The 20,679-nt window shown below is 62.0% G+C and carries 20 protein-coding genes; 17 read left to right on the forward strand and 3 right to left on the reverse strand.

The annotated features are described in order from the left end of the window. Positions 1–3: 3 nt before the first annotated feature. The gene (gatB, locus tag ACHEXK_RS13750; protein WP_416546863.1) at positions 4–1,455 is read left to right on the forward strand and encodes an Asp-tRNA(Asn)/Glu-tRNA(Gln) amidotransferase subunit GatB; all 1,452 of its coding nucleotides are present in this window, start codon (positions 4–6) and stop codon (positions 1,453–1,455) included. Positions 1,456–1,539: 84 nt separating this feature from the next. Here the strand turns inward: gatB and ACHEXK_RS13755 are convergent, their stop codons facing one another. Beyond that, positions 1,540–2,553, reverse strand: coding sequence for a fumarylacetoacetate hydrolase family protein (locus ACHEXK_RS13755; RefSeq protein WP_416546864.1), 1,014 nt, complete (start codon positions 2,551–2,553; stop codon positions 1,540–1,542). Between the two features lie 104 nt (positions 2,554–2,657). Here ACHEXK_RS13755 and ACHEXK_RS13760 point away from each other — a divergent pair, with 104 nt between their 5' ends. The 3 genes from ACHEXK_RS13760 (at position 2,658) to ACHEXK_RS13770 (ending at position 5,088) form a co-directional block, all read left to right on the forward strand. Further along, the gene (locus ACHEXK_RS13760) at positions 2,658–3,488 is read left to right on the forward strand and encodes an IclR family transcriptional regulator (protein WP_416546865.1); all 831 of its coding nucleotides are present in this window, start codon (positions 2,658–2,660) and stop codon (positions 3,486–3,488) included. Positions 3,489–3,494: 6 nt separating this feature from the next. Beyond that, positions 3,495–4,706, forward strand: a complete 1,212-nt coding sequence (locus tag ACHEXK_RS13765) for a DUF3108 domain-containing protein (protein WP_416546866.1) — start codon at positions 3,495–3,497, stop codon at positions 4,704–4,706. A gap of 100 nt (positions 4,707–4,806) precedes the next feature. Next, positions 4,807–5,088, forward strand: a complete 282-nt coding sequence (locus ACHEXK_RS13770) for a DUF3567 domain-containing protein (protein WP_416546867.1) — start codon at positions 4,807–4,809, stop codon at positions 5,086–5,088. 29 nt (positions 5,089–5,117) lie between these two features. On the opposite strand, the gene ACHEXK_RS13775 is transcribed toward ACHEXK_RS13770, so the two are convergent. Next, complete coding sequence (locus tag ACHEXK_RS13775) at positions 5,118–6,200, reverse strand: AbrB family transcriptional regulator (protein WP_416546868.1); 1,083 nt, start codon at positions 6,198–6,200, stop codon at positions 5,118–5,120. A 57-nt stretch (positions 6,201–6,257) separates the two neighbouring features. Further along, positions 6,258–7,592, reverse strand: coding sequence for an aminotransferase class III-fold pyridoxal phosphate-dependent enzyme (locus ACHEXK_RS13780; RefSeq protein ID WP_416546869.1), 1,335 nt, complete (start codon positions 7,590–7,592; stop codon positions 6,258–6,260). A gap of 184 nt (positions 7,593–7,776) precedes the next feature. Between ACHEXK_RS13780 and purU the strand changes: the two genes are divergently transcribed. The 13 genes from purU to ACHEXK_RS13845 all read left to right on the forward strand — a co-directional run bounded on the left by purU (position 7,777) and on the right by ACHEXK_RS13845 (position 20,673). Continuing rightward, positions 7,777–8,625: a formyltetrahydrofolate deformylase gene (gene purU, locus ACHEXK_RS13785; RefSeq protein WP_416546870.1), complete on the forward strand. Its 849-nt coding sequence runs from the start codon at positions 7,777–7,779 to the stop codon at positions 8,623–8,625. Next, positions 8,625–9,500 (forward strand): LysR substrate-binding domain-containing protein, encoded by an 876-nt coding sequence (locus ACHEXK_RS13790; protein ID WP_416546871.1) that lies wholly within the window; start codon positions 8,625–8,627, stop codon positions 9,498–9,500. Before purU ends, ACHEXK_RS13790 begins: the two co-directional genes overlap by 1 nt. Before the next feature lie 92 nt (positions 9,501–9,592). Beyond that, complete coding sequence (locus ACHEXK_RS13795; RefSeq protein WP_416546872.1) at positions 9,593–11,101, forward strand: FAD-linked oxidase C-terminal domain-containing protein; 1,509 nt, start codon at positions 9,593–9,595, stop codon at positions 11,099–11,101. A 162-nt stretch (positions 11,102–11,263) separates the two neighbouring features. Further along, a complete protein-coding gene (locus tag ACHEXK_RS13800; RefSeq protein WP_416546873.1) occupies positions 11,264–12,136 on the forward strand; it encodes a fumarylacetoacetate hydrolase family protein in 873 nt (290 codons plus the stop codon). Positions 12,137–12,190: 54 nt separating this feature from the next. Next, positions 12,191–13,165, forward strand: coding sequence for a Bug family tripartite tricarboxylate transporter substrate binding protein (locus ACHEXK_RS13805; protein WP_416546874.1), 975 nt, complete (start codon positions 12,191–12,193; stop codon positions 13,163–13,165). A gap of 78 nt (positions 13,166–13,243) precedes the next feature. Next, entirely contained in the window at positions 13,244–14,212 is a 969-nt protein-coding gene (locus ACHEXK_RS13810; protein ID WP_416546875.1) for a tripartite tricarboxylate transporter substrate binding protein, read from the forward strand. 3 nt (positions 14,213–14,215) lie between these two features. Further along, on the forward strand, positions 14,216–14,689 hold the full coding sequence (locus tag ACHEXK_RS13815) for a (2Fe-2S)-binding protein (protein ID WP_416546876.1): 474 nt from the start codon (positions 14,216–14,218) through the stop codon (positions 14,687–14,689). Beyond that, entirely contained in the window at positions 14,686–16,917 is a 2,232-nt protein-coding gene (locus ACHEXK_RS13820; RefSeq protein WP_416546877.1) for a molybdopterin cofactor-binding domain-containing protein, read from the forward strand. Before ACHEXK_RS13815 ends, ACHEXK_RS13820 begins: the two co-directional genes overlap by 4 nt. A gap of 18 nt (positions 16,918–16,935) precedes the next feature. Next, positions 16,936–17,625: a molybdate ABC transporter substrate-binding protein gene (locus tag ACHEXK_RS13825; protein WP_416546878.1), complete on the forward strand. Its 690-nt coding sequence runs from the start codon at positions 16,936–16,938 to the stop codon at positions 17,623–17,625. A gap of 90 nt (positions 17,626–17,715) precedes the next feature. Beyond that, complete coding sequence (locus ACHEXK_RS13830; protein ID WP_416546879.1) at positions 17,716–18,204, forward strand: MarR family winged helix-turn-helix transcriptional regulator; 489 nt, start codon at positions 17,716–17,718, stop codon at positions 18,202–18,204. Positions 18,205–18,221: 17 nt separating this feature from the next. Further along, complete coding sequence (locus ACHEXK_RS13835) at positions 18,222–19,910, forward strand: FAD-dependent monooxygenase (RefSeq protein WP_416546880.1); 1,689 nt, start codon at positions 18,222–18,224, stop codon at positions 19,908–19,910. Between the two features lie 9 nt (positions 19,911–19,919). After that, entirely contained in the window at positions 19,920–20,108 is a 189-nt protein-coding gene (locus ACHEXK_RS13840; RefSeq protein ID WP_416546881.1) for a DUF2783 domain-containing protein, read from the forward strand. 28 nt (positions 20,109–20,136) lie between these two features. Then, a complete protein-coding gene (locus ACHEXK_RS13845; protein WP_416546882.1) occupies positions 20,137–20,673 on the forward strand; it encodes a VOC family protein in 537 nt (178 codons plus the stop codon). Positions 20,674–20,679: the final 6 nt, after the last annotated feature.

Raw genomic sequence — 20,679 nt, forward strand, 5'->3', positions numbered from 1 at the left:
ACCATGAGCAAATTCGTCCAAGGCTACGAAGTCGTCATCGGCTTCGAAACACACGCCCAGCTCTCCACCCAGAGCAAAATTTTCAGCCGTGCCCCCACGGCATTTGGTGCCGAAGCCAACACACAAGCCTGCGCGGTGGACATGGCCCTGCCCGGCACGCTGCCCGTGATGAACATGGGCGCCGTCGAACGCGCCATCGCGTTCGGTTTGGCCATCAACGCCCACATCGCCGAGCGCAGCATCTTTGCGCGCAAAAACTACTTCTACCCCGACCTGCCCAAGGGCTACCAGATCAGCCAGTTCGAGATCCCGGTGGTGCAAGGCGGCGAGGTGTCGTTCTTCCTCGAAGAAGGCCAAGAGACGGTGCGCAAAACCGTGCGCCTGGAGCGCGCTCACCTCGAAGAGGACGCTGGCAAATCACTCCACGAAGACTTCATTGGGCAAAGCGGCATCGACCTGAACCGCGCCGGTACCCCTTTGCTGGAAATCGTGACGCAGCCCGACATGCGCAGCAGCGAAGAAGCCGTGGCCTACGCCAAAGAGCTGCACAAAATCGTGACTTGGATCGGCATTTGTGACGGCAACATGCAAGAAGGCAGCTTCCGCTGCGACGCCAACGTGTCGGTGCGCAAACCCGGTGGTCCCTTGGGCACGCGCCGCGAGATCAAGAACCTGAACAGCTTCAAGTTCATGCAGCAAGCCATCGACTACGAAGTGCGTTGGCAGATCGACCAGATCGAAGACGGCATCGCCATCCAGCAAGCCACCGTGCTGTTCGACCCGGACACGGGCGAGACCCGCGCCATGCGCACCAAGGAAGACGCGGCCGACTACCGCTACTTCCCCGACCCTGACCTGCCACCGTTGGTGATCGGCCGCGACTGGGTGGAGCGCGTGAAGGGCGAGATGGCCGAGCTGCCCCGCGTGATGGCCGAGCGCTTCGTCAAAGACTACGCCCTGCCCGAATACGACGCGACGCAACTGACGCAAAGCAAAGCGGTCGCAGCCTATTTCGAAGCCACCGCCAAGGCCTGCGGCCAAGCCAAACTGGCCAGCAACTGGATCATGGGCGAAGTCTCGCGCCGCTTAAATACCAGCGAAATGGCGATCGAGCAAGCCCCAGTGAGCGCCGCGCAACTGGCGGCTCTCATCGGCCGCATCAGCGACAACACCATCAGCAACAACGCCGCGCGTCAGGTGTTTGAAGGCCTGTGGAACGGCGAGGGCGAAGTCGACGCCCTCATCGAAGCCAAAGGCCTCAAGCAGATGAACGACACCGGCGAGCTCGAAAAAATCATCGACGAAGTGCTGGCCGCCAACCCCAAGAACGTCGAAGAGTTCAAGGCCGGCAACGCCAAAGCCCTGAACGGCCTGGTCGGCCCCATCATGAAAGCCAGCAAGGGCAAGGCCAACCCTGCCCAGGTGAATGCGTTGTTGATGAAGAAGTTGGGCTGATCGACCTCATCACCCCAGGCCGTTTGCGCTTCAGCCGTGAAGCGCAAACGGCTTTTTGACGGTTCAATCCCCTTCAAAAGCGCTTCACGCTTGTGTCAATGGCACGATTTCCTGCTCAATCGCCCCAAACAAGCTTTCCCCGTTTTGGCCCTTCATCTCGATGCGAATCGTGTCGCCGTACTTCATGAACTCGGTCGAGGGCTTACCGTCCAGGATGGTTTCGATCGCCCGCTTTTCGGCGATGCAGCTGTAACCTTTGGGCCACTCGGGTTGGCCATTGACTTCCACGCTCTTGTTGCTCACGGTGCCGCTGCCCACGATGGAGCCGGCCCGCACATTGCGCGTTTTGCAAATGTGCGCAATCAATTGGCCGAAGTGGAAGGTCATCTCGGGCCCGGCTTCACACAGGCCCACTTTGCGGCCGTTCCAGGTGGACTGCAGCGTCAGGTGCACGCGGCCACTTTGCCAAGCATCGCCCAGCTCATCGGGTGTCACGGCCACGGGGCTGAAGGCCGTGGCGGGTTTGCTTTGCAAAAAGCCAAAGCCTTTACCCAGTTCGTGTGGGATCAGGTTGCGCAGACTCACATCATTGGCCAACATGACGAGGCGCACGCCCTCGATGGCATCGTCAGCGCTGGTCTGCATGGGCACATCGCCGGTGATGACGGCGATCTCGGCTTCGAAGTCGATGCCATAAGCTTCACTGGCGCACACCACCGGATCACACGGGCCAATGAAATCATCGCTGCCGCCTTGGTACATCAGCGGGTCGGTGTAAAAACTGCTGGGCACTTCCGAGTTGCGTGCCGCACGGACCAATTCCACATGGTTGATGTAGGCTGAGCCATCGGCCCACTGGTAGGCACGGGGCAGCGGGGCCATGCATTGCGCCGGATCGAACGGGAACGCATGCCGGGCTTTGCCTTGGTTGAGTGTGGTGTACAGGTCTTCGAGCTGGGGGGCCAGAAAGTTCCAGTCGTCCAGCACTTGCTGCAGCTTGCCGGCGATGCCGGTCGCATAATGTGCGGTGCTCAGGTCGCGCGATACCACCACCAGTTGGCCGTCGCGAGAGCCGTCTTTGTAGCTTGCCAATTTCATGTGGAATGTGTCCCTTGAGGTCGCCATGCGCTACAGTGTGCCGCATCGCAAAAATTACGCATAGTTAAACTCATTTAACTAATCGAAACCAGATTCTAGGCGACATGCCCACAGACACCACCGCCCTCAACGCTGCAGACCACGACAAGGAACGCGCCGGCATCCAATCGGTCGAGGTGGGTTTCGCCCTGCTGGATGTGCTGGCGCAAGCACCGGGGGCCTTGATGTTGCGCGACTTGGCTGCAGCGGCCCAAATGAGCGCGGCCAAAGCGCACCGTTATCTGGTCAGTTTTCAACGCTTGGGCCTGGTGGTGCAAGACAGCACCAGCACGCGCTATGAATTGGGCCCGGCCACCTTGCGCTTGGGTCTGGCCACCTTGTCTCGGCTCGATGCCGTGAAGCTGGCGCGCGAACGTTTGCCCGCCCTGATCGAAGCCACCGGCCACACCACAGCCCTGGCGGTTTGGGGCAACCGCGGGCCCACCTTGGTGCACTGGCAAGAAACGCCGCTGGCTGCGCCGGTCAGCCTGCGCTTGGGCGATGTGATGCCCCTTTTGTCGTCGGCCACGGGCCGCTGCTTTGCAGCCTTCAACCACCACGGTGGCGGGGCCGACAAAGCGGCGCCCATGATCGAAGAAGAGTTGGCGCAGGCCCGCAAACTCGGGCGCAAGGACTTGCCCAGCACCCCCGCGCAATTGCAGGCCATGAACGATGAAACCCGCCAACAAGGCTTGGGCCGCGTGGTCAATGTGCTGCTGCCCGGCATCTCCGGTTGGTGCGCTCCCGTGTTTGATGCCGACGGACACCTGGTCTTGGGCGTGGTGTCACTGGGCTCCTCTGCCACGCTCGATACCGAGTGGGATGGGCCCATCGCACAGCGCTTGCGCCAATTTGCCCAGCAACTGTCGGCCGATCTGGGCTGGCGTGGCCACTGATCTGGCATGACACGGTGGCCAGGCTCCATCCCATGGATCACGCCAAAGGCTCTGGTGTTGCCGCAGCACGAACACCCCTCGCGGCGGGTGCTCAGCTGGTTGGTGGTGGCCGTGCTGGCGCTGCACTTGGCGCTGCTTTGGGGCATGACGGGCAGCCTGGACTGGCGCCTGTCAACCGACGATGCGGTGCGCGTAGCACCTCTTCAAACACGCTGGATACCGCCTGCAACTGCGACCGTGACCTCGCCCCCTGTGCCCCCGACCGCCCAACCCCGCACGCGGATCGCGACGGTTCCGAAGGTCACATCTGAACCGGTGCTTGTGCCCATGCCGCAGTCTCCCTCGGCATCAAACCATGAATCCATGAGTGAAACACCCACTCAGGCAGCAAGCGAAACCCATACCACGGCCCAAGACTCTGCCCATGCCGCGGCCGCCACCACGGCCGAAGCACCACGCACCGAAACGATCACCGACCCTGAGCCCACGCCTTCAGCTGCAACGCCCGCTCAATCAGTTCACACCACCCACACCGCATTGCCCCCAATACCCCTGGGCGCCTTACCGCCCTCGGTGTTGCTCAGCTACAAACTGTCAGGTCAAGAAAAAGGACTGAACTACTTTGCCAACGGCGAACTGCGTTGGCAACACAACGACGCCGCTTACGCCCTGAGTCTGTCGGTGAAAGCGTTTTTGGTGGGCTCGCGGCATTGGCGCAGCGTGGGTGAGATCAACGAAACGGGTCTGGCCCCCAGGCGCTTTTCTGACAGCTGGCGCAACGAACGAGCCGCCCACTTTGACCGCGCCAACCAGCGCGTGGTGTTCAGCAACAACGCCCCCATGGCCCTGTTGGAAGTGGGCGCCCAAGATCAAATCAGCCTTTACGTGCAGCTGGCCGCCGCCATGGCGGGTGCCCCCCAACGATTTGAGCCGGGCAGCCGCGTGCAGATTCAAACCGCCACGGTCAAAGACGCTTTGCCATGGCTGCTGACTTTGGGCGCCTCAGAAACTTTGCAACTGAACGGTTTGGCTGTGCCCACCGCCAAATGGGTGTGCCAACCACGTCACCGTTTCGATGCGACGGTGGAGTTCTGGGTGTCTGCTCAGCACGCGTGGATGCCGGTGCGCATCAGAATCACCCAAGTCAATGGCAGCCACATCGACCTGACGCTCACCGGCCAAGAAGCCTTGCCGCCTTTACCCGCACAAGCGGCCTGAATCACCGCCAGGCTCGCCCCGGCCAGATAAAAACCCCACCCCCTTGAAGTTGTTCCGTTCAACGCCATGTGAGAGGCCTAACTTGAGTCAAAATGAGCCCATGAACCTGTTGTACGAATCCGAGACGTTTGCCGTGATGCATGTGTTGGCCAACGCACCTGCTGAACCTGCTCCTGCCACCAGCAAACCCTTGCTGGAGCGCCACGGGTTTGAAATTGTGGACAAACGTTCAGGCAAAGAGGTTTATCTGGACGGCTCGTGGGCCGAAATGTTCCAGCAACAAATTCAGGCTTGGCAGCAGCACACCCCCACGCAAGAAGAAGTGGAAGACACGCTCGAAGGCTACAGCGGCTTGGCCCAACAGCCGGTGGTGGTGCACTGACACCCCGGGTTTGAGCCGAGCGCCATCTTTCAGGCGGCTTTCGGACGCTGGCCCAACCAATCAAACATGGGCCCCACCAGCATCAACACCGCCACCAGACGGCACACTTGAAACGCGGTGACCACAGGCACGCCCAGCTGCAAGACCTTGGCCGTGATGGCCATCTCGGCGATACCGCCCGGGGCTGTGCCCAAAATCAAGGTGGCCGCTTGCAGTCCTGTGGCCCACGCCAAACACTGCCCAAAGACCCCCGACAGCACCAACATGCCCACCGTGCCCAAGCCCACGGACAACAGCCAGCGCGGTGCGGTGTGCACAAACTCTCGCCGAAAGCGCACGCCCAAACTCACACCAATCACCATCTGCGCCGCATTCGACAAAAAGGTGGGGATGGTGGACCATTCAACGCCACACAGTGTGAGCCCCATCGAGGACAACAAAGCGCCCATGAACCACGGGTTGGCGCGTTTGAAACTGGCCATGACCAAGGCCCCAGCTGCCGTGGCCAGCGCCAGCCCAAGCAAACCCAACCCATTCACGGGCCCAGCACCAGACAACAAGCGGGTGTCGACGGCCAGACCCCAGTGACTTTGCACCCACTGCATGGCAAAAGGCACAGACAACACGACGATGACCAAACGCACGCTGTGCGATGCCGCCACCAAGTCGGTGCGTGCGCCGTGGCGCTCGGCCAACAGCGTCATCTCCGAGGCACCACCGATGGCGCTGGAGAAATAACACGTGGCCCGGCCAGCGCCGGGCGGCAAGTGCTCAAAATCGACGGCGTGTTGGCGTTGCAACCAGCCTCCGAACAAAGCCCCCATGGCCAGCGCCCACACCACAGCCAAGGCAATCGCCCACCACAAGCTGACCACCAGTGCGCCCACTTGCGGCGTGAAGTACAGCCCCAAAGCAGCGCCGATCACCCACTGTCCCGCATTGCGCAAAGGCGTGGCGCTTCGCGTCGGCGCCCCCATCACCGAAGCCACCGCCGTCACCAGCAAAGGGCCCAACATCCAAGGAATAGGCGTGCGCCACCACAGGCAAAGCTGTACCGCCAGCCATGCGGCCAGCAAGGTCAAGACCACGCGGTTCAGGTGACGAAAGTTCATGGCATCAAAAAAAGACCGCCCCAAAGGGCGGTCGGGGTGATCACCAACGCCATGCCATCAGGCGTGCCGGCGGATGCTGTCGGCCACGGTCTGCACGATCTGGTCGATGTGCGCGTCTTCCACGATGTAGGGCGGACAAATGACAATGTTTTCGCCCGCAGGGCGGACCCACACCCCCTTGTGGAAGCAATCCATGAAAATGTCGTAAGCCCGCTTACCCGGTGTGCCCGGGATGCTGGCCAACTCCACCGCGCCGGCCAAGCCCAGCGTGCGGATGCCCACCACGTTGGGCAAGCCCTTCAAGGCACTGTGCATCGCGTCGCCCAGCACCCGGCCCTTGAGCCCGGCGCGGGCAAACAGGTTTTCTTCCTTCATCAAGTCGAGCGTGGCAATGGCTGCCGCACAGGCGACGGGGTGGCCGGAGTAGGTGTAGCCATGGAAAAACTCGATGGCGTGCTGTGGTGAGTTGGCGTTCATCATCGCGTCGTAGATGAAGTCGCGGCAAATCACGCCGCCCAGCGGGATCACGCCGTTGGTCACCGCCTTGGCAAAGTTCAGCATGTCGGGCACCACACCGTAGTGATCGGCGCCAAAGTTCACGCCCAGACGGCCAAAACCGGTGATGACCTCGTCAAAAATCAACAAGATGCCGTGTTGGTCGCAAATCTCGCGCAAGCGCTTCACATAACCCTGGGGCGGGATGTACCAGCCTGCACTGCCCGCAATCGGCTCCACGATCACGGCCGCGATGTTGCTCGGATCGTGCAGCACCAGGATGCGGTTTTCCAGCTCGAGCAGCGGGTCTTCCGCCCACACGGGCTCTTCGTGGTGGATGTAAGCGTGGTTCACCGGGTCGTGGATGAAGCGCATGTGGTCCACCCGCGGCAACAACTGCGCACCAAACGCCTTGCGGTTGGCAGGCAAGCCGCCCACGCTCATGCCACCAAAGTTGACGCCGTGGTAACCCTTTTCGCGGCCAATGAACACCGTGCGGTGGCCTTCGCCCCGGGCGCGGTGGTAGGCCAGCGCCACTTTGAGGGCCGTGTCAGCCGCCTCCGAACCCGAGTTGCAAAACAGCACTTTGTTCAAGTCGCCTGGCGCCATCTCGGCAATCATTTGGGCCGCTTTGAAGGCCTTGTCGTTGCTGGCCTGGAACGCTGTGGCGTAGTCCAGGGTGTCCAGCTGGTTCTTGATGGCTTCGTTGATCGGCTTGCGGTTGTGGCCCGCGCCCACGCACCACAGGCTGGAGATGCCGTCGATGACTTTTTTGCCCTCGTGCGTGGTGAAGTGCATGCCCTCAGCCCCCACAAACACCCGCGGGTCTTGCTTGAAAGTGCGGTTGGGGGTGAAGGGCAACCACTGGTTGTCCATGTTCAGGTCGGTGTGGGCCACGGCAATTCCTCCTCGGTATCTCAGAATGGGGGCAGTTTAATAGGCAATCCGACAGGCTGCAGCCCCAGGGCGACAGGTCGCAGATCCAGAAAACGGGGATCTTTACAATAGATGCATCTTGAACGACTGCTGTTGGCGAGCCTCTTGCATGGCCCAGTCGCTGTTTCCACAGTTCCTTGCACCCATGACCACGACTTACATCCTGACCCTCTCCTGCCCTGACCGCACCGGCATCGTGCATGCCGTCTCGGGTTTTTTGCTGGAACGGGGGGGCAACATCGAAGAAGCGGCGCAATACAACGACCACGACACGGGTCTGTTTTTCATGCGGGTGCAGTTCGCCTGTGACCAAGCCGATGCCGCCACGCTGGAGACGCAATGGGGGGAATTTGCCCAAACCTTCAGCATGAAATGGGACCTGCACGCCACCGCGCAGCCCATGCGCACCGTGCTCATGGTCAGCAAGGAAGGCCATTGCCTCAATGACCTGCTGTTCCGCTGGAAAAGTGGCCTGCTGCCTTTGGACATCCGCGCCATCGTGAGCAACCACCGTGAGTTCTACCAACTCGCCGCCAGTTACAACGTGCCCTTCCACCACATCCCGGTCACCAAAGACAACAAAGGGCTGGCTGAGGCCAAACAATACGAGATCATTCAGGCCGAGGGGGCCGAGCTGGTCGTGCTGGCGCGTTACATGCAAATTTTGAGCGACGAGCTGTGCCGCAAACTCGCTGGCCGGGCCATCAACATCCACCACTCGTTTTTGCCCAGCTTCAAGGGCGCCAAGCCCTACTACCAAGCCCACGACCGGGGCGTCAAATTGATCGGGGCGACCGCCCACTATGTGACGGCAGACTTGGACGAAGGCCCGATCATTGAGCAAGATGTGGCCCGCGTGGACCACAGCAAAACCGTGGAAGACCTGACCACCATCGGTCGCGACACCGAGAGCCAAGTGCTGGCCCGCGCCGTGAAATGGCACAGCGAGCACCGGGTGCTGATCAACGGCCACAAAACCGTGATTTTCAAGTGATGTCGGCCGCATCCCGCATCCCGCCCATCCAGTGCCTTTTGACCTTTGAGGCCTTGGCGCGGCTGCGCAGTGTGACCCAGGCGGCCGAAGAACTGTGCGTGACGCCCAGCGCTGTGAGCCACCGGGTCAAGCAGCTGGAACAGATCATTGGCACCAAGCTCTTTGGCCGGGCCGACTTCTCACTCACCACAGAGGGCATTGAATACTTGGCCCATGTGCGCGAAGGCCTGATCTCGCTGCAGCGCTTTCCCAGTGCCAGCAGCACGCCTGGCCGACGCAAGCTGCGCTTGGCGGTCACGCCCACGTTTGCGCGCTCGGTGCTGATGCCGCGCCTGAAACACTTTTTAGACGCTTACCCCGAGATCGACATCACCCTGCAAGTGAGCATTCCCCTGCTCGATGTGGTGGCCGAAGATGCGGACCTGACCGTGCGCTTTGGCACCGGCCGTTACTCGGACGTGGAGCATGTGTGCCTGGCCAAAGACGATGTGACGCCTTTGGCCTCCCCGGCTTGGTTGCGCGAAAACGGGCCCTTTACCAGCGCTGAAGACCTGCAAGGCGTGGCCCTGCTGCGCAGCCCGCTGGAGCCCTGGCGCACCTGGTTTGCCGCGCATGACCTCGATTGGCCCGAACCGATGGACGGCTCGTCCTTCAACGACATTGGCCTGATGTGCGACGCCGCGGCCCAAGGCTTGGGGGTGGGCCTGATCCGCACCAAGCTGGGTGCGCCTTGGCTGGAAAGTGGCCAATTGGTGCGTTTGTTCGAGCGCAGCGTGCCCAGCCCACACGCCCATTACCTGTGCTGGCGCACCGGCACCATGGAGCGGTGGGAGTGCGCCACATTCGCCGACTGGCTGAAAAAAGCACTGGCCTGAGCGGTCAAATTCACAAGTCCCTCAAAGTTTATTCATCCACTGCGGTCAGGCTTGGGCGTACAGTTGAACCTTCAACACAGGTCTTCCATGCCATGAGCGCCCACTCCCCTGCCGAAACACAGCAACTGACCGCCACCGAACGTGCCGAGCGCCAACGCGCTGTGGTGCAAGCCTTGGGCCGGGTGCTGCCCGCCGACGCCATCCTCTACACGCCCGAAGACACCACGCCTTACGAGTGCGACGGCCTGACCGCCTACCGCGAGCGGCCCTTGGTGGTGGCTTTGCCAGAGACCGAGGCGCAAGTGCAAGCGGTGCTCAAGGCTTGTCACGCCCTGCAAGTGCCGGTGGTGGCACGTGGCGCAGGCACGGGCTTGTCGGGTGGTGCCATGCCCCACCGCCTGGGCGTGACGCTGTCGATGGCGCGTTTCAACCAGATCAAAACCGTGGACCCGGTCAGCCGCACGGCCGTGGTGCAGTGTGGTGTGCGCAACCTGGCCATCAGCGAAGCGGCTGCACCCCATGGGCTGTATTACGCGCCCGACCCGTCCAGCCAAATTGCCTGCACGATTGGCGGCAATGTGGCCGAAAACTCGGGGGGCGTGCACTGCCTCAAGTACGGTCTGACGGTGCACAACGTGCTCAAAGTGAAGGGCTTCACCATCGAAGGTGACCCGATCGAGTTTGGCAGTGACGCGCTCGACACCTCGGGTTATGACCTGCTGGCCGTGCTGGTGGGCAGCGAAGGCATGCTGGCCGTGACCACCGAAGTCACCGTCAAGCTGGTGCCCAAACCCCAGTTGGCGCGCTGCATCATGGCCAGTTTTGACGACGTGCGCAAAGCCGGTGACGCGGTGGCGGCCGTGATCGCAGCCGGCATCATCCCGGCCGGTCTGGAGATGATGGACGGCCCCATGACGATTGCCGTGGAAGACTTTGTGCACGCGGGCTACGACCTGAGTGCAGCCGCTATCCTTTTGTGCGAGAGCGACGGCACACCCGAAGAGGTGGAAGAAGAAATTGGCCGCATGAGCGCGGTGCTGCGCAACTGTGGCGCTACCGCCATCGCGGTGAGCCGCGACGAAGCCCAGCGCATGAAGTTCTGGAGCGGCCGCAAAAACGCCTTCCCCGCCTCGGGCCGCATCAGCCCCGACTACATGTGCATGGACTCGACCATTCCGCGAAAGCGCTTGGCCGACATCCTGCAAGCCATCTCAGAGATGGAAAGCAAATATGCGCTGCGCTGCCTGAACGTGTTCCACGCAGGCGACGGCAACCTGCACCCCCTGATCTTGTTCGACGCGAACGACGCCGACCAGCTGCGCCGCTGCGAGCTGTTTGGCGCCGAAATCCTCGAAACCAGCGTGGCCATGGGCGGCACGGTGACCGGCGAGCATGGCGTGGGCATTGAAAAGGTGAACAGCATGTGCGTGCAGTTCAGTCCTGAAGAAAACGAGCAGATGTTCGCCGTCAAACGCGCCTTCGACCCGCAGGGCTTGCTCAACCCCGGCAAGGTCATTCCCACACTCAACCGCTGCGCCGAATACGGCAAGATGCTGGTGCGGGCGGGCACGATCAAGCACCCGGAACTCGAGCGCTTTTAACCCCGCGTCAAACCCGCACGGCCAGAACAGTGCCGAGCAGACTGTCCGGTATGCGTCTTGACCCGCCGGTCATTCTCCTTATCATGGTTTCCATGGGTTGCAAGGCAGCCCATCGGTCATCGCCAAGCAAGTGCTTGGGGCACCTGTCTACAGGAGAACATTTTGCGCATCGCCACTTTTATCCACCACGGGAAACGCCATGTCGGTCAGGTCTCAGCCGACGGCCTGCAGGTCACCCCATTCGCGCTGACCGACACCCAAGCCCACCACGGCGCCCAGCTGCTGATCGACGCCTGGGTGGCGGGACAGCCCTTGCCTGCGCTGCAGGGTGATGCCTTGGCCGTGTCGTCGGTCAGACTCGAATCCCCCCTGCCGGTGCCGCGCCGCAATGTTTGGTGTGTGGGCCGCAACTACCACGCCCACGCCAAAGAACTGCAAGCCTCGGTGTTCAAGGACAGCAACACCGACACCCAAGCTTGGCCCATCGTGTTCACCAAAGTGCCCGAGTGCGTGGTCGGCCCGACCGACGACGTGCGACTGCCCGGCGCGGCCGTGTCCGACCAGATCGACTACGAAGCCGAGTTGGCCGTGATCATTGGTCAAGGCGGCAAGAACATCCGCCAAGCCGATGCCATGCAGCATGTCTTTGGCTACACGGTGGTCAACGATGTGACGGCTCGCGATGTGCAGATGCGCCACCAACAGTGGGACATGGGCAAATCTTTTGACACCTTCTGTCCCATGGGCCCTTGGATCGTGACCGCAGACGAAATGGATGGTCGCCAAACCCGCGTGCGTTGCTGGGTCAATGGTGAGTTGCGCCAAGATGGCCCGACCGAGAACATGATTTTTGACATCCCCACGTTGATCGAAACCATCTCACGTGGGATCACGCTCTACCCTGGCGACATCATCGCCACGGGTACGCCTGCCGGGGTGGGCATGGGCCTGAAGCCACCGCGCTACATCGCCCAGGGCGATGTGATCCGTGTCGAAATCGACGGCATCGGCCAGATCGAAAACCGTTTCGTTTGAGACGCATAACGGGCAGGGCGCCGCCCTGACCTGCTCTAAAAGAGGAGACAAGTGATGCAACATCGTCCGTGGATCCGGCTCATCTTGAGCGCTGCTTTGGTGTGCACTGGCCTGAATGCCAGTGCACAGGGCTACCCCACCAAACCCATCACCATGGTGGTGCCTTTTCCCCCCGGCGGCGTGGCCGACACGGTGGGGCGTCCGGTGGCCGAAGCCATGTCGCGGCACCTCAAGCAAAGCATCGTGGTGGAAAACAAAGGCGGCGCGGGGGGTGGCATTGGCATGGCGCAAGTGGCCAAAGCCAAGGGCGATGGCTACACCGTGCTGATGTCCTTGTCTTCGCTGGTGGTTTTGCCTGAAGCCGACAAAATCTTGCAGCGCAGCCCGCTTTTTCAGGTCAATCAGCTCAAAGCCATTGCCCGCTTCACCGCCGACCCCACAGTGTTGGTGGTGCGCGCCGACAGCCCCTGGAAGACCTACGCGCAATTCATGGCCTACGTGAAGTCCAATCCTGCCAAGATTTCGTTCGGCTCTTCGGGCAATTACGGCACCATGCACGTGCCCATGGAGCAGCTCAAAGCCGCCACCTCGACCTTCATGCTGCACGTGCCCTACACCGGCGCCGGCCCTGCGGTCTTGTCCTTGCTCAGCGGACAAATCGAAGCCCTCTCGACCGGGCCTGCCAGCGTGAAGCAACACATCGCCTCAGGTCGCTTGCGCGCCCTCGCACATTGGGGTGAAGGCCGCCTGGCCAGCATGCCCGAGGTGCCGAGTCTCAAAGAACTGGGGGTCCCCATCCAGTACTCGCAATGGTCAGGCCTCTTTGTCCCGGCCGACACGCCCGCAGCGGTGGTCGACAGCTTGCGCCAAGCGGCCCAATTTGCTGCACAAGACCCCCGTGCCGTGGCAGCCCTGACGGCCTCGGGCACTTCATTCATGTACCAAGATGCACCGGAGTTTGAGCGCTTTGTTCAAGCCGACGCCAAAGAAATGAGCGCCTTGGTCGTCCGCATCGGCAAGGTCGATTGATCCGCAGAGACCAACGCCCAGCCCCGCCACCCTGTACCGCACCCTCGCCCCCAGCCTTACAACCATCGGAGACACGACATGCTGAACTTGAGCCGCACCCTGAAATTCACCGCTTTGACCTTGGCACTGGCTTGTGGCCTGGCCCAAGCACAAAGCTACCCCAACCGCCCCGTGAAAATCGTGGTGCCCTTTGCCGCAGGCGGCCCTGCCGACAATTACGCCCGCTTCATGGCACAGCGCTTGGGCGAAGAGCTCAAGCAAACCTTTGTGATCGACAACAAGCCCGGTGCCGGCTCCATCATCGGCACCGACCTGGTGGCCAAATCACCGGCCGACGGCTACACCTTGCTCATGATGTCGAACACGCACACCGTGAACGAGTCCTTGATTCCGACCAAACCTTTTGGCCTGATGAAAGACTTTGTCGGCATCGCACCCGTCAATTACTCCAACTTGCTCTTGGTGGTGCACCCCTCGGTGCCCGTCAAGACCGTGGGCGAACTGGTGGCACTGGCCAAGTCCAAGCCCGGCAAGCTGAACTATGCCTCTTCGGGCAATGGCACCCCGTACCACATGGCGGGTGAGTTGTTCAAATTCATGGCGGGTATCGACATGACCCATGTGCCCTACAAAGGCAGCTCGGGCGCACGCACCGACATCGTGGGGGGCCAGGTGGACGTGATGTTTGACGCGGAAACCACCATGGCGGCCATGTCGCGCGACAACAAAGTGCGCGCCTTGGGCGGCACCGGCCTGAGCCGATCGGCCAACTTGCAAGACCTGCCCACCGTGGCCGAGACGGTGCCCAAGTTTGAAGCCACCATTTGGCTGGGGCTGATGGCCCCTAAGGGCACGCCAGCGGACGTGGTGAACAAGCTCAACACCGAGGTGCGCAAAATCGTGAACAACCCCGAAGTCAAGGCCGCCTGGGCCAAACAAGGCGCGGTGCCCATGTCGATGACTGTGTCCGAGTTTGACCAGTACCTGAACGCCGACATCGCCAAATGGGCCAACATCGTCAAGATTTCGGGTGCCAAGCCGGACTGAAACATGCAACAGGTCGTCGCGCTGCAGGTGAACGGTCAGCAGGTGTCTGTGCAAGGCGAAAGCGGGCAAAGCCTGCTGGACCTTCTGCGCAACACGCTGCATCTCAAAGCCACGCGCCTGGGCTGTGGGCAAGGCCAGTGCGGCGCCTGTCGCGTCCTGTTGGATGGTCATGCGGTGGCCGCCTGTGAAACGCCGGTGTGGGCCGTCGAAGGCAAAAGCGTGACCACCTTGGAAGGCCTGGGGAGTCGGTCTGCGCCGCATGCCTTGCAAACCGCCTTCATCGAAGAGCAGGCCATGCAGTGCGGCTTTTGCACCAGCGGCATTCTGATGTCGGCTGCCGCATTGCTGCAAAAAAATCCCCACCCCACTCGTCAAGAGATCGTGCAAGCCATCGACGGCCATTTGTGCCGTTGCGGCGCTCACAACCGGGTGGTGCGCGCGATTGAAAAAGCCGCTGCACGGCTGGCTGCGGCATGATGCCCGAATCCCTCCAAGCGCACCCCTTGCTGCGCCAGTGGCTGGCCTTGGGGCCGGGCGGACGGGTGCAGGCGTTTTCGGGCAAGGTCGATTTGGGCCAAGGCATCTCGCATGCGCTGCGCCTGATAGTGGCCGAAGAATTGAGGGTACCCCCTGAGCAAATCGACATGGTGCCCGCCAGCACCGCATTCAGCCCCGACGAAGCCGTGACCTCGGGCAGCTTGTCGGTGCAGCACTCGGGGACGGCGCTGCGTTGTGCAGCCGCGCATTGGCGCGAGGCCTGCCGCCGGGCCATGGCCGAGCGTCTGGGTGTGCCCGTGTCTGCCGTGCGCTGCGACAACGGTTGGTTCCACGCACCCGGCCACACACCGCAAGCCCCATACGCTGAACTGTCGCAGCCCGCCATGGGACACAGCACGATTGAACCTTCGCATGTGCAATCGCCGAACGCTGCGCAAGACCTGCCCTGCACCGTGCCCACCCCCTTGCGCCCTGACGTGGCCGCCAAGGTCTTTGGCGAGTTCGAATACATCCATGACCGGGTGATGCCGGGCGAGTTGCACCCCATGTGCCACGGCATGGTCTTTCGCCCTGGCACCCTCAGTGCCGAAGTGATCGAACAGGACATACAAGCCCTGACGAGAAGCCTGTGCGCTACGCCAGGCGTGCTGCAGGTGGTGCACGATGGCTTGTTGCTGGGCGTGCTGACCGAGACCGAACAGGCTTTAGGACAAATCGCCCAGCACATCGAAGCGGGTGCAGCGATGGGCCAATTTTGGCGCTGCACTGCACAAGTCCCGGACCCGCTCGCCTTGCCCGCTTGGCTGAAAGCCCAAGCCCTTGACAGCACGCTGGTGGCTGACACCTCGATCCCATGGGCAAGCGATGCGGATGCACGTTTGGGCGTCGCCGTACGGCAGCGCTTGACCGCCGAATTTCACAGGCCATTTGTGCAGCACGCGTCCATTGGTTTGTGCTGTGCGTTGGCCCAATGGGGGGGGCCATCATCCCGTCCGATCCTGGAGGTTTGGACCCACAGCCAAGGCATTTACAACCTGCGGCGCGATTTGGGCTTGGCCTTTGATCTGCCCACCGAGCAGGTGCAGGTCTCGCATGCCGAAGGCGCAGGCTGTTATGGCCACAACGGCGCCGACGATGTGGCCTGGGATGCCGCTTGGTTGGCGAAACAGGTGCCTGGTCGCCCTGTGCGTGTCCAGTGGACGCGCCAAGCCGAACTCGGTCATGCCCCCTTGGCCCCGGCCATGGCGGTTCACATCGACGCGGCCATCGGTGAGAACGGGTCATTGCTGGAATGGACGCAAACCGTTTGGGGTCAAGGCCACGGCACCCGGCCCGGACGGGGCAAAACACCCGCCTTGCTGGGCGCGTGGCAAACCGCAAACCCGGCACCAGTGACTTTGGCTGTCAATGCGGCGATGGCGGTGGGCGGCGGGTCTGAACGCAACGCCCAACCGCCCTACAGCATCCCATTGGTCAAAGTGCTCAACCACCGCGTGCTGAACATGCCGTTTCGCGTCTCGGCCATGCGGGCCTTGGGCGCCCCTGTCAATGTGCTCGCGGCCGAGTCGGTCATGGACGAATTGGCGCAGGGCTTGGCGCAAGACCCCCTCGCATTCAGACTGGCGCACCTAACTGGTGTTGAGCACGCACGCGCAAGAGCCGTCCTGCAAAAAGCGGCCGGCATGGCCGGCTGGACAGCTGCCAGCGCCCGAAACCGCACCGAAGGCTGGGGCCGGGGCTTGGCTTATGCGCGCTACAAAAATACGGGCGGATTTTGCGCGGTGGTGGTCGATCTGGTGGTGGCCGAAAAAGTCAAGCTTCACCAACTTTGGATCGCCGCCGATTTGGGCCATGTGGTGGATACCGACGGCGCCCTCAACCAACTGGAAGGCGGTGCCCTGCAAGCGGCCAGTTGGGCGCTGTGTGAAGCGGCAGAACTCGGTCCACAAGGCATCACGTCCAACGACTGGACGCGCTACCCGATTTTGAAATTCAGCGACATGCCCGACGTCTCCGTCGCCTTGATGCCCGGGGCAGGCCACGCCTCGCTGGGCGCAGGTGAATGCAGCGCCGGCCCAACCTGTGCAGCCATTGCCAATGCCATTTTTGATGCCATCGGTGTGCGCATGCGCGGCATGCCCTTCACCCCCGACAACATGGTGCGTGCCATCGACCGCGATGAAGCGCTCAACCCTTCAACCCCTTAAGCCAAACGAGAGAACAACATGCATGTACTGAGTGGCGGCGCAGCCGCAGCCGTGGTCCAAAGCGTTCAAGCCGAGTTCGAACACATCACCGGAAGCCGCATTGACGGCACTTTCAGCGCTGTGGGCATGATGCGCGACAAGCTGCTGGGTGGTGCCCCCTGCGATGTGATCATCCTGACCCGGCCTTTGATCGACCAGCTCATCGCCTCGGGCCATGTGGTGCCCGGCAGTGCCCGTTCTTTGGGCTTGGTGAAAACCGGGGTGGCCGTGCGCAGTGGCACCGCCCACCCCAGCGTCAACACACGCGAGGCACTGCACGCCGCCATGTGCGCTGCACAAGGCATTTACTTCCCGGACCCCGACAAAGCCACGGCCGGCATTCACTTCATGAACGTGCTCCAAGCGCTGGGTTTGAACGAGTCTCTGCAAAGCCGCTTTCGCGTGTTCCCCAATGGCGCCACGGCCATGGCGGCCATGGCAAAAAGCGAAGAAAGCGGTTTGATCGGCTGCACCCAAGTCACTGAAATCAACTACACCCAAGGGGTGGACTTGGTCGATGTGCTGCCCGCCGAGTTTGAACTGAGCACCGATTACACCTTGGGGATTTGCACCGGTGCACAAGCGCCTGAACAGGCTCAAATCCTGGCGCAATTGCTCGTTGGTCCTGCTTCTGCTCAAGTGCGCAGACAAGGCGGATTCGAGTTCTGATTCAACGCGGATCTCAGAACAAGCCATGGGGCGATATGGTTGCGTCCGCAACCATATCGACCTACAATCGGCCAAAACACGATTTGGCCCATGTCTCCCCCCACACCTTCACCTGCCACCGCCAATGCTGCCCGTGCGGCATCGAAAGCTGCACCACTGGACCGCACGCTCACCTATCGCCTGCACCAACTGCACAAGCTGACCGATGCGGACAGCCAATCGGCTTACCCTGAGCACACAGGCCTGTCGATGAGCGATGGCCGATGCCTGACCACCATCGGAACGTTCGAGCCATTGTCGGTGAAAGAACTGGCCGAAAAAGCCAACCTCAACAAAGGCCAGGCCAGCCGAGCAGCGCAGGCTTTGGTGGATCAAGGCTTGGTGATCAAAGCCGATCACCCTGGCGATGGGCGGGGTGTGGTGCTGACCCTCACCGCCTTGGGTCGCCCAATTTTTGAGCGCGCCATGGCCATGGTCGCTCAGCGCAACGATCAAATTTTCGGCTGTCTCACGCCACAAGAACAGGCCACGTTGAGCACGCTGTTCGACCGCCTGATTGCCCACGCCCGTCCCCGCTAATCCCCCACCCAAGCCCTATGCACACCCCCAGCACCGAAGCCCGGCCTTCGCTCTATTACCCATACGAGGTTTTCAAACCTTGGCTGGCTTGGGCACACCCTGCGCAAGATCGAAAAAAAGTCGTGATCGTCGGCTCAGGCCCTGCGGGCATGGTCACTGCGCTGGAGTTGGCCCGCCACGGCGTTCCCAGCGTGGTGCTGAGCGCCGAGTTGCAGTTCTCGCAAGGCAGCCGGGCCATTTGCTTCACCCGTCGCTCCATGGAAATCCTGCAACAAGTGGGCGTGGCCGACCGCATGACTGCAGGCGGTTTGCCCTGGCGCTTTGGCAACTCCTATTACCGGGGCCAGCGCGTGTTTCGCATGGAAGCGCCGCATGACGCCGATGACCGGTTCTTTCCGATCATCAATGTGCAGCAGCAGTTCATGGAGGAGTACCTGCACGACGCTTGCAAAGTCAACCCGCTGATCGATTTTCGCTGGGGCAACAAGGTCAACGCCGTCGTGCAGAAAGACGGCTATGCCGTGCTCGAAGTCGACACGCCCGAAGGGCCTTACGAACTGGAAAGCGACTGGGTGGTCGCCGCCGACGGGGGGCGTTCAGGCATCCGCAGCGCCATGAACCTGCAGATGGAAGGCGCGTCTTACGAAGGCTTTTTCGTGATCGCCGACATCCGAATTGATCTGCCGTTCCCCACCGAGCGCTTGGCCTTTTTTGACCCCGAGTGGAACCCCGGCAACACCATCTTGATGCACCGCGAACCGAACGGCATGTGGCGCGTGGACTACCAGCTGCCCCCAGGCGAAACGCCCGAAGAGGCGCTGCGCCCCGAATCGCTCAAGGCCCGCATCGACGCCCAGCTGGCGATGATCGGCCACGGGGGCCTGAAGTGGGAGATGGACTGGTCTTCGGTCTACTCGGCCCGCACCTTAACCCTGCCGGAGTTTGTACACGGCCGCGTCATCTTCACCGGGGACGCGGCGCACCTGCTGCCCATCTTTGGCGTGCGCGGGGCCAACACGGCGTTTCAAGATGCGCAGTCACTGGGCTGGCATCTGGCGTTTGTGGTCAAGGGTCTGGCCAGCCCCCAGTTGCTGGCCAACCACAGCACCGAGCGCGTGGGCGCTGCGCGCGAGATCATCGCCGAAGCGGGTAAAAGCACCCGCTTCATGACCCCGCCCAGCCCGGGCTTTCGCCTGTTGCGCGATGCGGTGCTCTCGCTCTCACTCACGCAGGACTTTGTGCGCCCCCTCTACCACTGGCGCACTTCGAGGCCCCACGAGTACACCCACTCCATGCTCAACAGCAGGGGGGACGACAACGCGCTGTTCAAGAGCGGCCCGGGACACGGCGCGCCACCACAAAACGTGCGCCTGGGCGCGAACGACTACTTGCTCGACCACTTGGGCGGCGGCTTTGATCTGCTGTACGTCACCGACACCGCCCTGCCCGAGGCGCTGCAGCGCGTCATCCAGACCGCTCGCGCCCACGGCGTGCCCCTGAACGTGATCGCGGTCGGCGCGACCCAAGCGGTGGCCGGAGCCGACAAGCACCTGCCCGATGCCGACGGCCACCTGCGCCAGCGCTATGGCGTGCCGGCCAACGGTGGCGCCTATTTGCTCCGACCAGACCAGCACATTTGCGCCCGTTGGCTCACACTGGACGCCACCCGCTTGCAAGCCGCACTGGCCACAGCCTTGCCCAAATAAGGACACACCATGTCAGAACCCACACTCACGATTGGCGGCCTCGAAGCCGTGTACGACGCACTGGCCACAGCCTTGGACCAAGCGGGGACGGACAAGGCGCAGGTGTTCCTCGTCAAGCTGGCTTTGCTGAACGCCAATGCGCTGGCGGATGAAGATCTGTTCCAGCAACACATCAACGCAGCCCTGCAAGACCTCTGATTCAACACCCATCCACCCGGAGACACCCATGCTCGTTCAGTCCGTTCACCACGTCGCCTACCGCTGCAAAGACGCCAAAGAAACCGTCGAGTGGTACCAAAAGCACCTCGACATGAAATTCGTCCTGGCGATTGCCGAAAACGAGGTGCCCTCCACCAAAGCACCGGACCCGTACATGCACATTTTTCTCGATGCGGGCCACGGCAACATCTTGGCCTTTTTCGAGCTGCCCAGCCAGCCCGAGATGGGCCGCGACGAGAACACCCCCGCCTGGGTTCAGCACCTGGCTTTGAAAGTCGATTCCATGGAAACGCTGCTGGCGGCCAAGGACAAGTTGGTGGCGGGCGGTGTCGAGGTGCTCGGCCCCGTCGACCACACCATTTTCAAGAGCATTTACTTCTTTGACCCGAGCGGCCACCGCTTGGAGCTGGCCGCCGACTGCGGCACGCCCGAGATGATGAAGAAACTCGATGACGTGAAATGGGACATGCTCGAAGAGTGGAGCCAAACCAAGCGCGCCCCCAAGCACGCCGCCTGGATGCACGACGGCAGCATGGCCTCCTGAAAGAGG

The organism is Limnohabitans sp. DCL3, assembly GCF_048019295.1.
Taxonomy (GTDB): domain Bacteria; phylum Pseudomonadota; class Gammaproteobacteria; order Burkholderiales; family Burkholderiaceae_C; genus Limnohabitans_A.

Excerpts from the sequence above, each read along its gene's own strand:
- gatB (WP_416546863.1), top strand. The coding sequence starts at position 4 with ATGAGCAAATTCGTCCAAGGCTACGAAGTCGTCATCGGCTTCGAAACA.
- ACHEXK_RS13755 (WP_416546864.1), bottom strand. The coding sequence starts at position 2,553 with ATGAAATTGGCAAGCTACAAAGACGGCTCTCGCGACGGCCAACTGGTG.
- ACHEXK_RS13760 (WP_416546865.1), top strand. The coding sequence starts at position 2,658 with ATGCCCACAGACACCACCGCCCTCAACGCTGCAGACCACGACAAGGAA.
- ACHEXK_RS13765 (WP_416546866.1), top strand. The coding sequence starts at position 3,495 with ATGACACGGTGGCCAGGCTCCATCCCATGGATCACGCCAAAGGCTCTG.
- ACHEXK_RS13770 (WP_416546867.1), top strand. The coding sequence starts at position 4,807 with ATGAACCTGTTGTACGAATCCGAGACGTTTGCCGTGATGCATGTGTTG.
- ACHEXK_RS13775 (WP_416546868.1), bottom strand. The coding sequence starts at position 6,200 with ATGAACTTTCGTCACCTGAACCGCGTGGTCTTGACCTTGCTGGCCGCA.
- purU (WP_416546870.1), top strand. The coding sequence starts at position 7,777 with ATGACCACGACTTACATCCTGACCCTCTCCTGCCCTGACCGCACCGGC.
- ACHEXK_RS13790 (WP_416546871.1), top strand. The coding sequence starts at position 8,625 with ATGTCGGCCGCATCCCGCATCCCGCCCATCCAGTGCCTTTTGACCTTT.
- ACHEXK_RS13795 (WP_416546872.1), top strand. The coding sequence starts at position 9,593 with ATGAGCGCCCACTCCCCTGCCGAAACACAGCAACTGACCGCCACCGAA.
- ACHEXK_RS13805 (WP_416546874.1), top strand. The coding sequence starts at position 12,191 with ATGCAACATCGTCCGTGGATCCGGCTCATCTTGAGCGCTGCTTTGGTG.
- ACHEXK_RS13810 (WP_416546875.1), top strand. The coding sequence starts at position 13,244 with ATGCTGAACTTGAGCCGCACCCTGAAATTCACCGCTTTGACCTTGGCA.
- ACHEXK_RS13815 (WP_416546876.1), top strand. The coding sequence starts at position 14,216 with ATGCAACAGGTCGTCGCGCTGCAGGTGAACGGTCAGCAGGTGTCTGTG.
- ACHEXK_RS13820 (WP_416546877.1), top strand. The coding sequence starts at position 14,686 with ATGATGCCCGAATCCCTCCAAGCGCACCCCTTGCTGCGCCAGTGGCTG.
- ACHEXK_RS13825 (WP_416546878.1), top strand. The coding sequence starts at position 16,936 with ATGCATGTACTGAGTGGCGGCGCAGCCGCAGCCGTGGTCCAAAGCGTT.
- ACHEXK_RS13830 (WP_416546879.1), top strand. The coding sequence starts at position 17,716 with ATGTCTCCCCCCACACCTTCACCTGCCACCGCCAATGCTGCCCGTGCG.
- ACHEXK_RS13835 (WP_416546880.1), top strand. The coding sequence starts at position 18,222 with ATGCACACCCCCAGCACCGAAGCCCGGCCTTCGCTCTATTACCCATAC.
- ACHEXK_RS13840 (WP_416546881.1), top strand. The coding sequence starts at position 19,920 with ATGTCAGAACCCACACTCACGATTGGCGGCCTCGAAGCCGTGTACGAC.
- ACHEXK_RS13845 (WP_416546882.1), top strand. The coding sequence starts at position 20,137 with ATGCTCGTTCAGTCCGTTCACCACGTCGCCTACCGCTGCAAAGACGCC.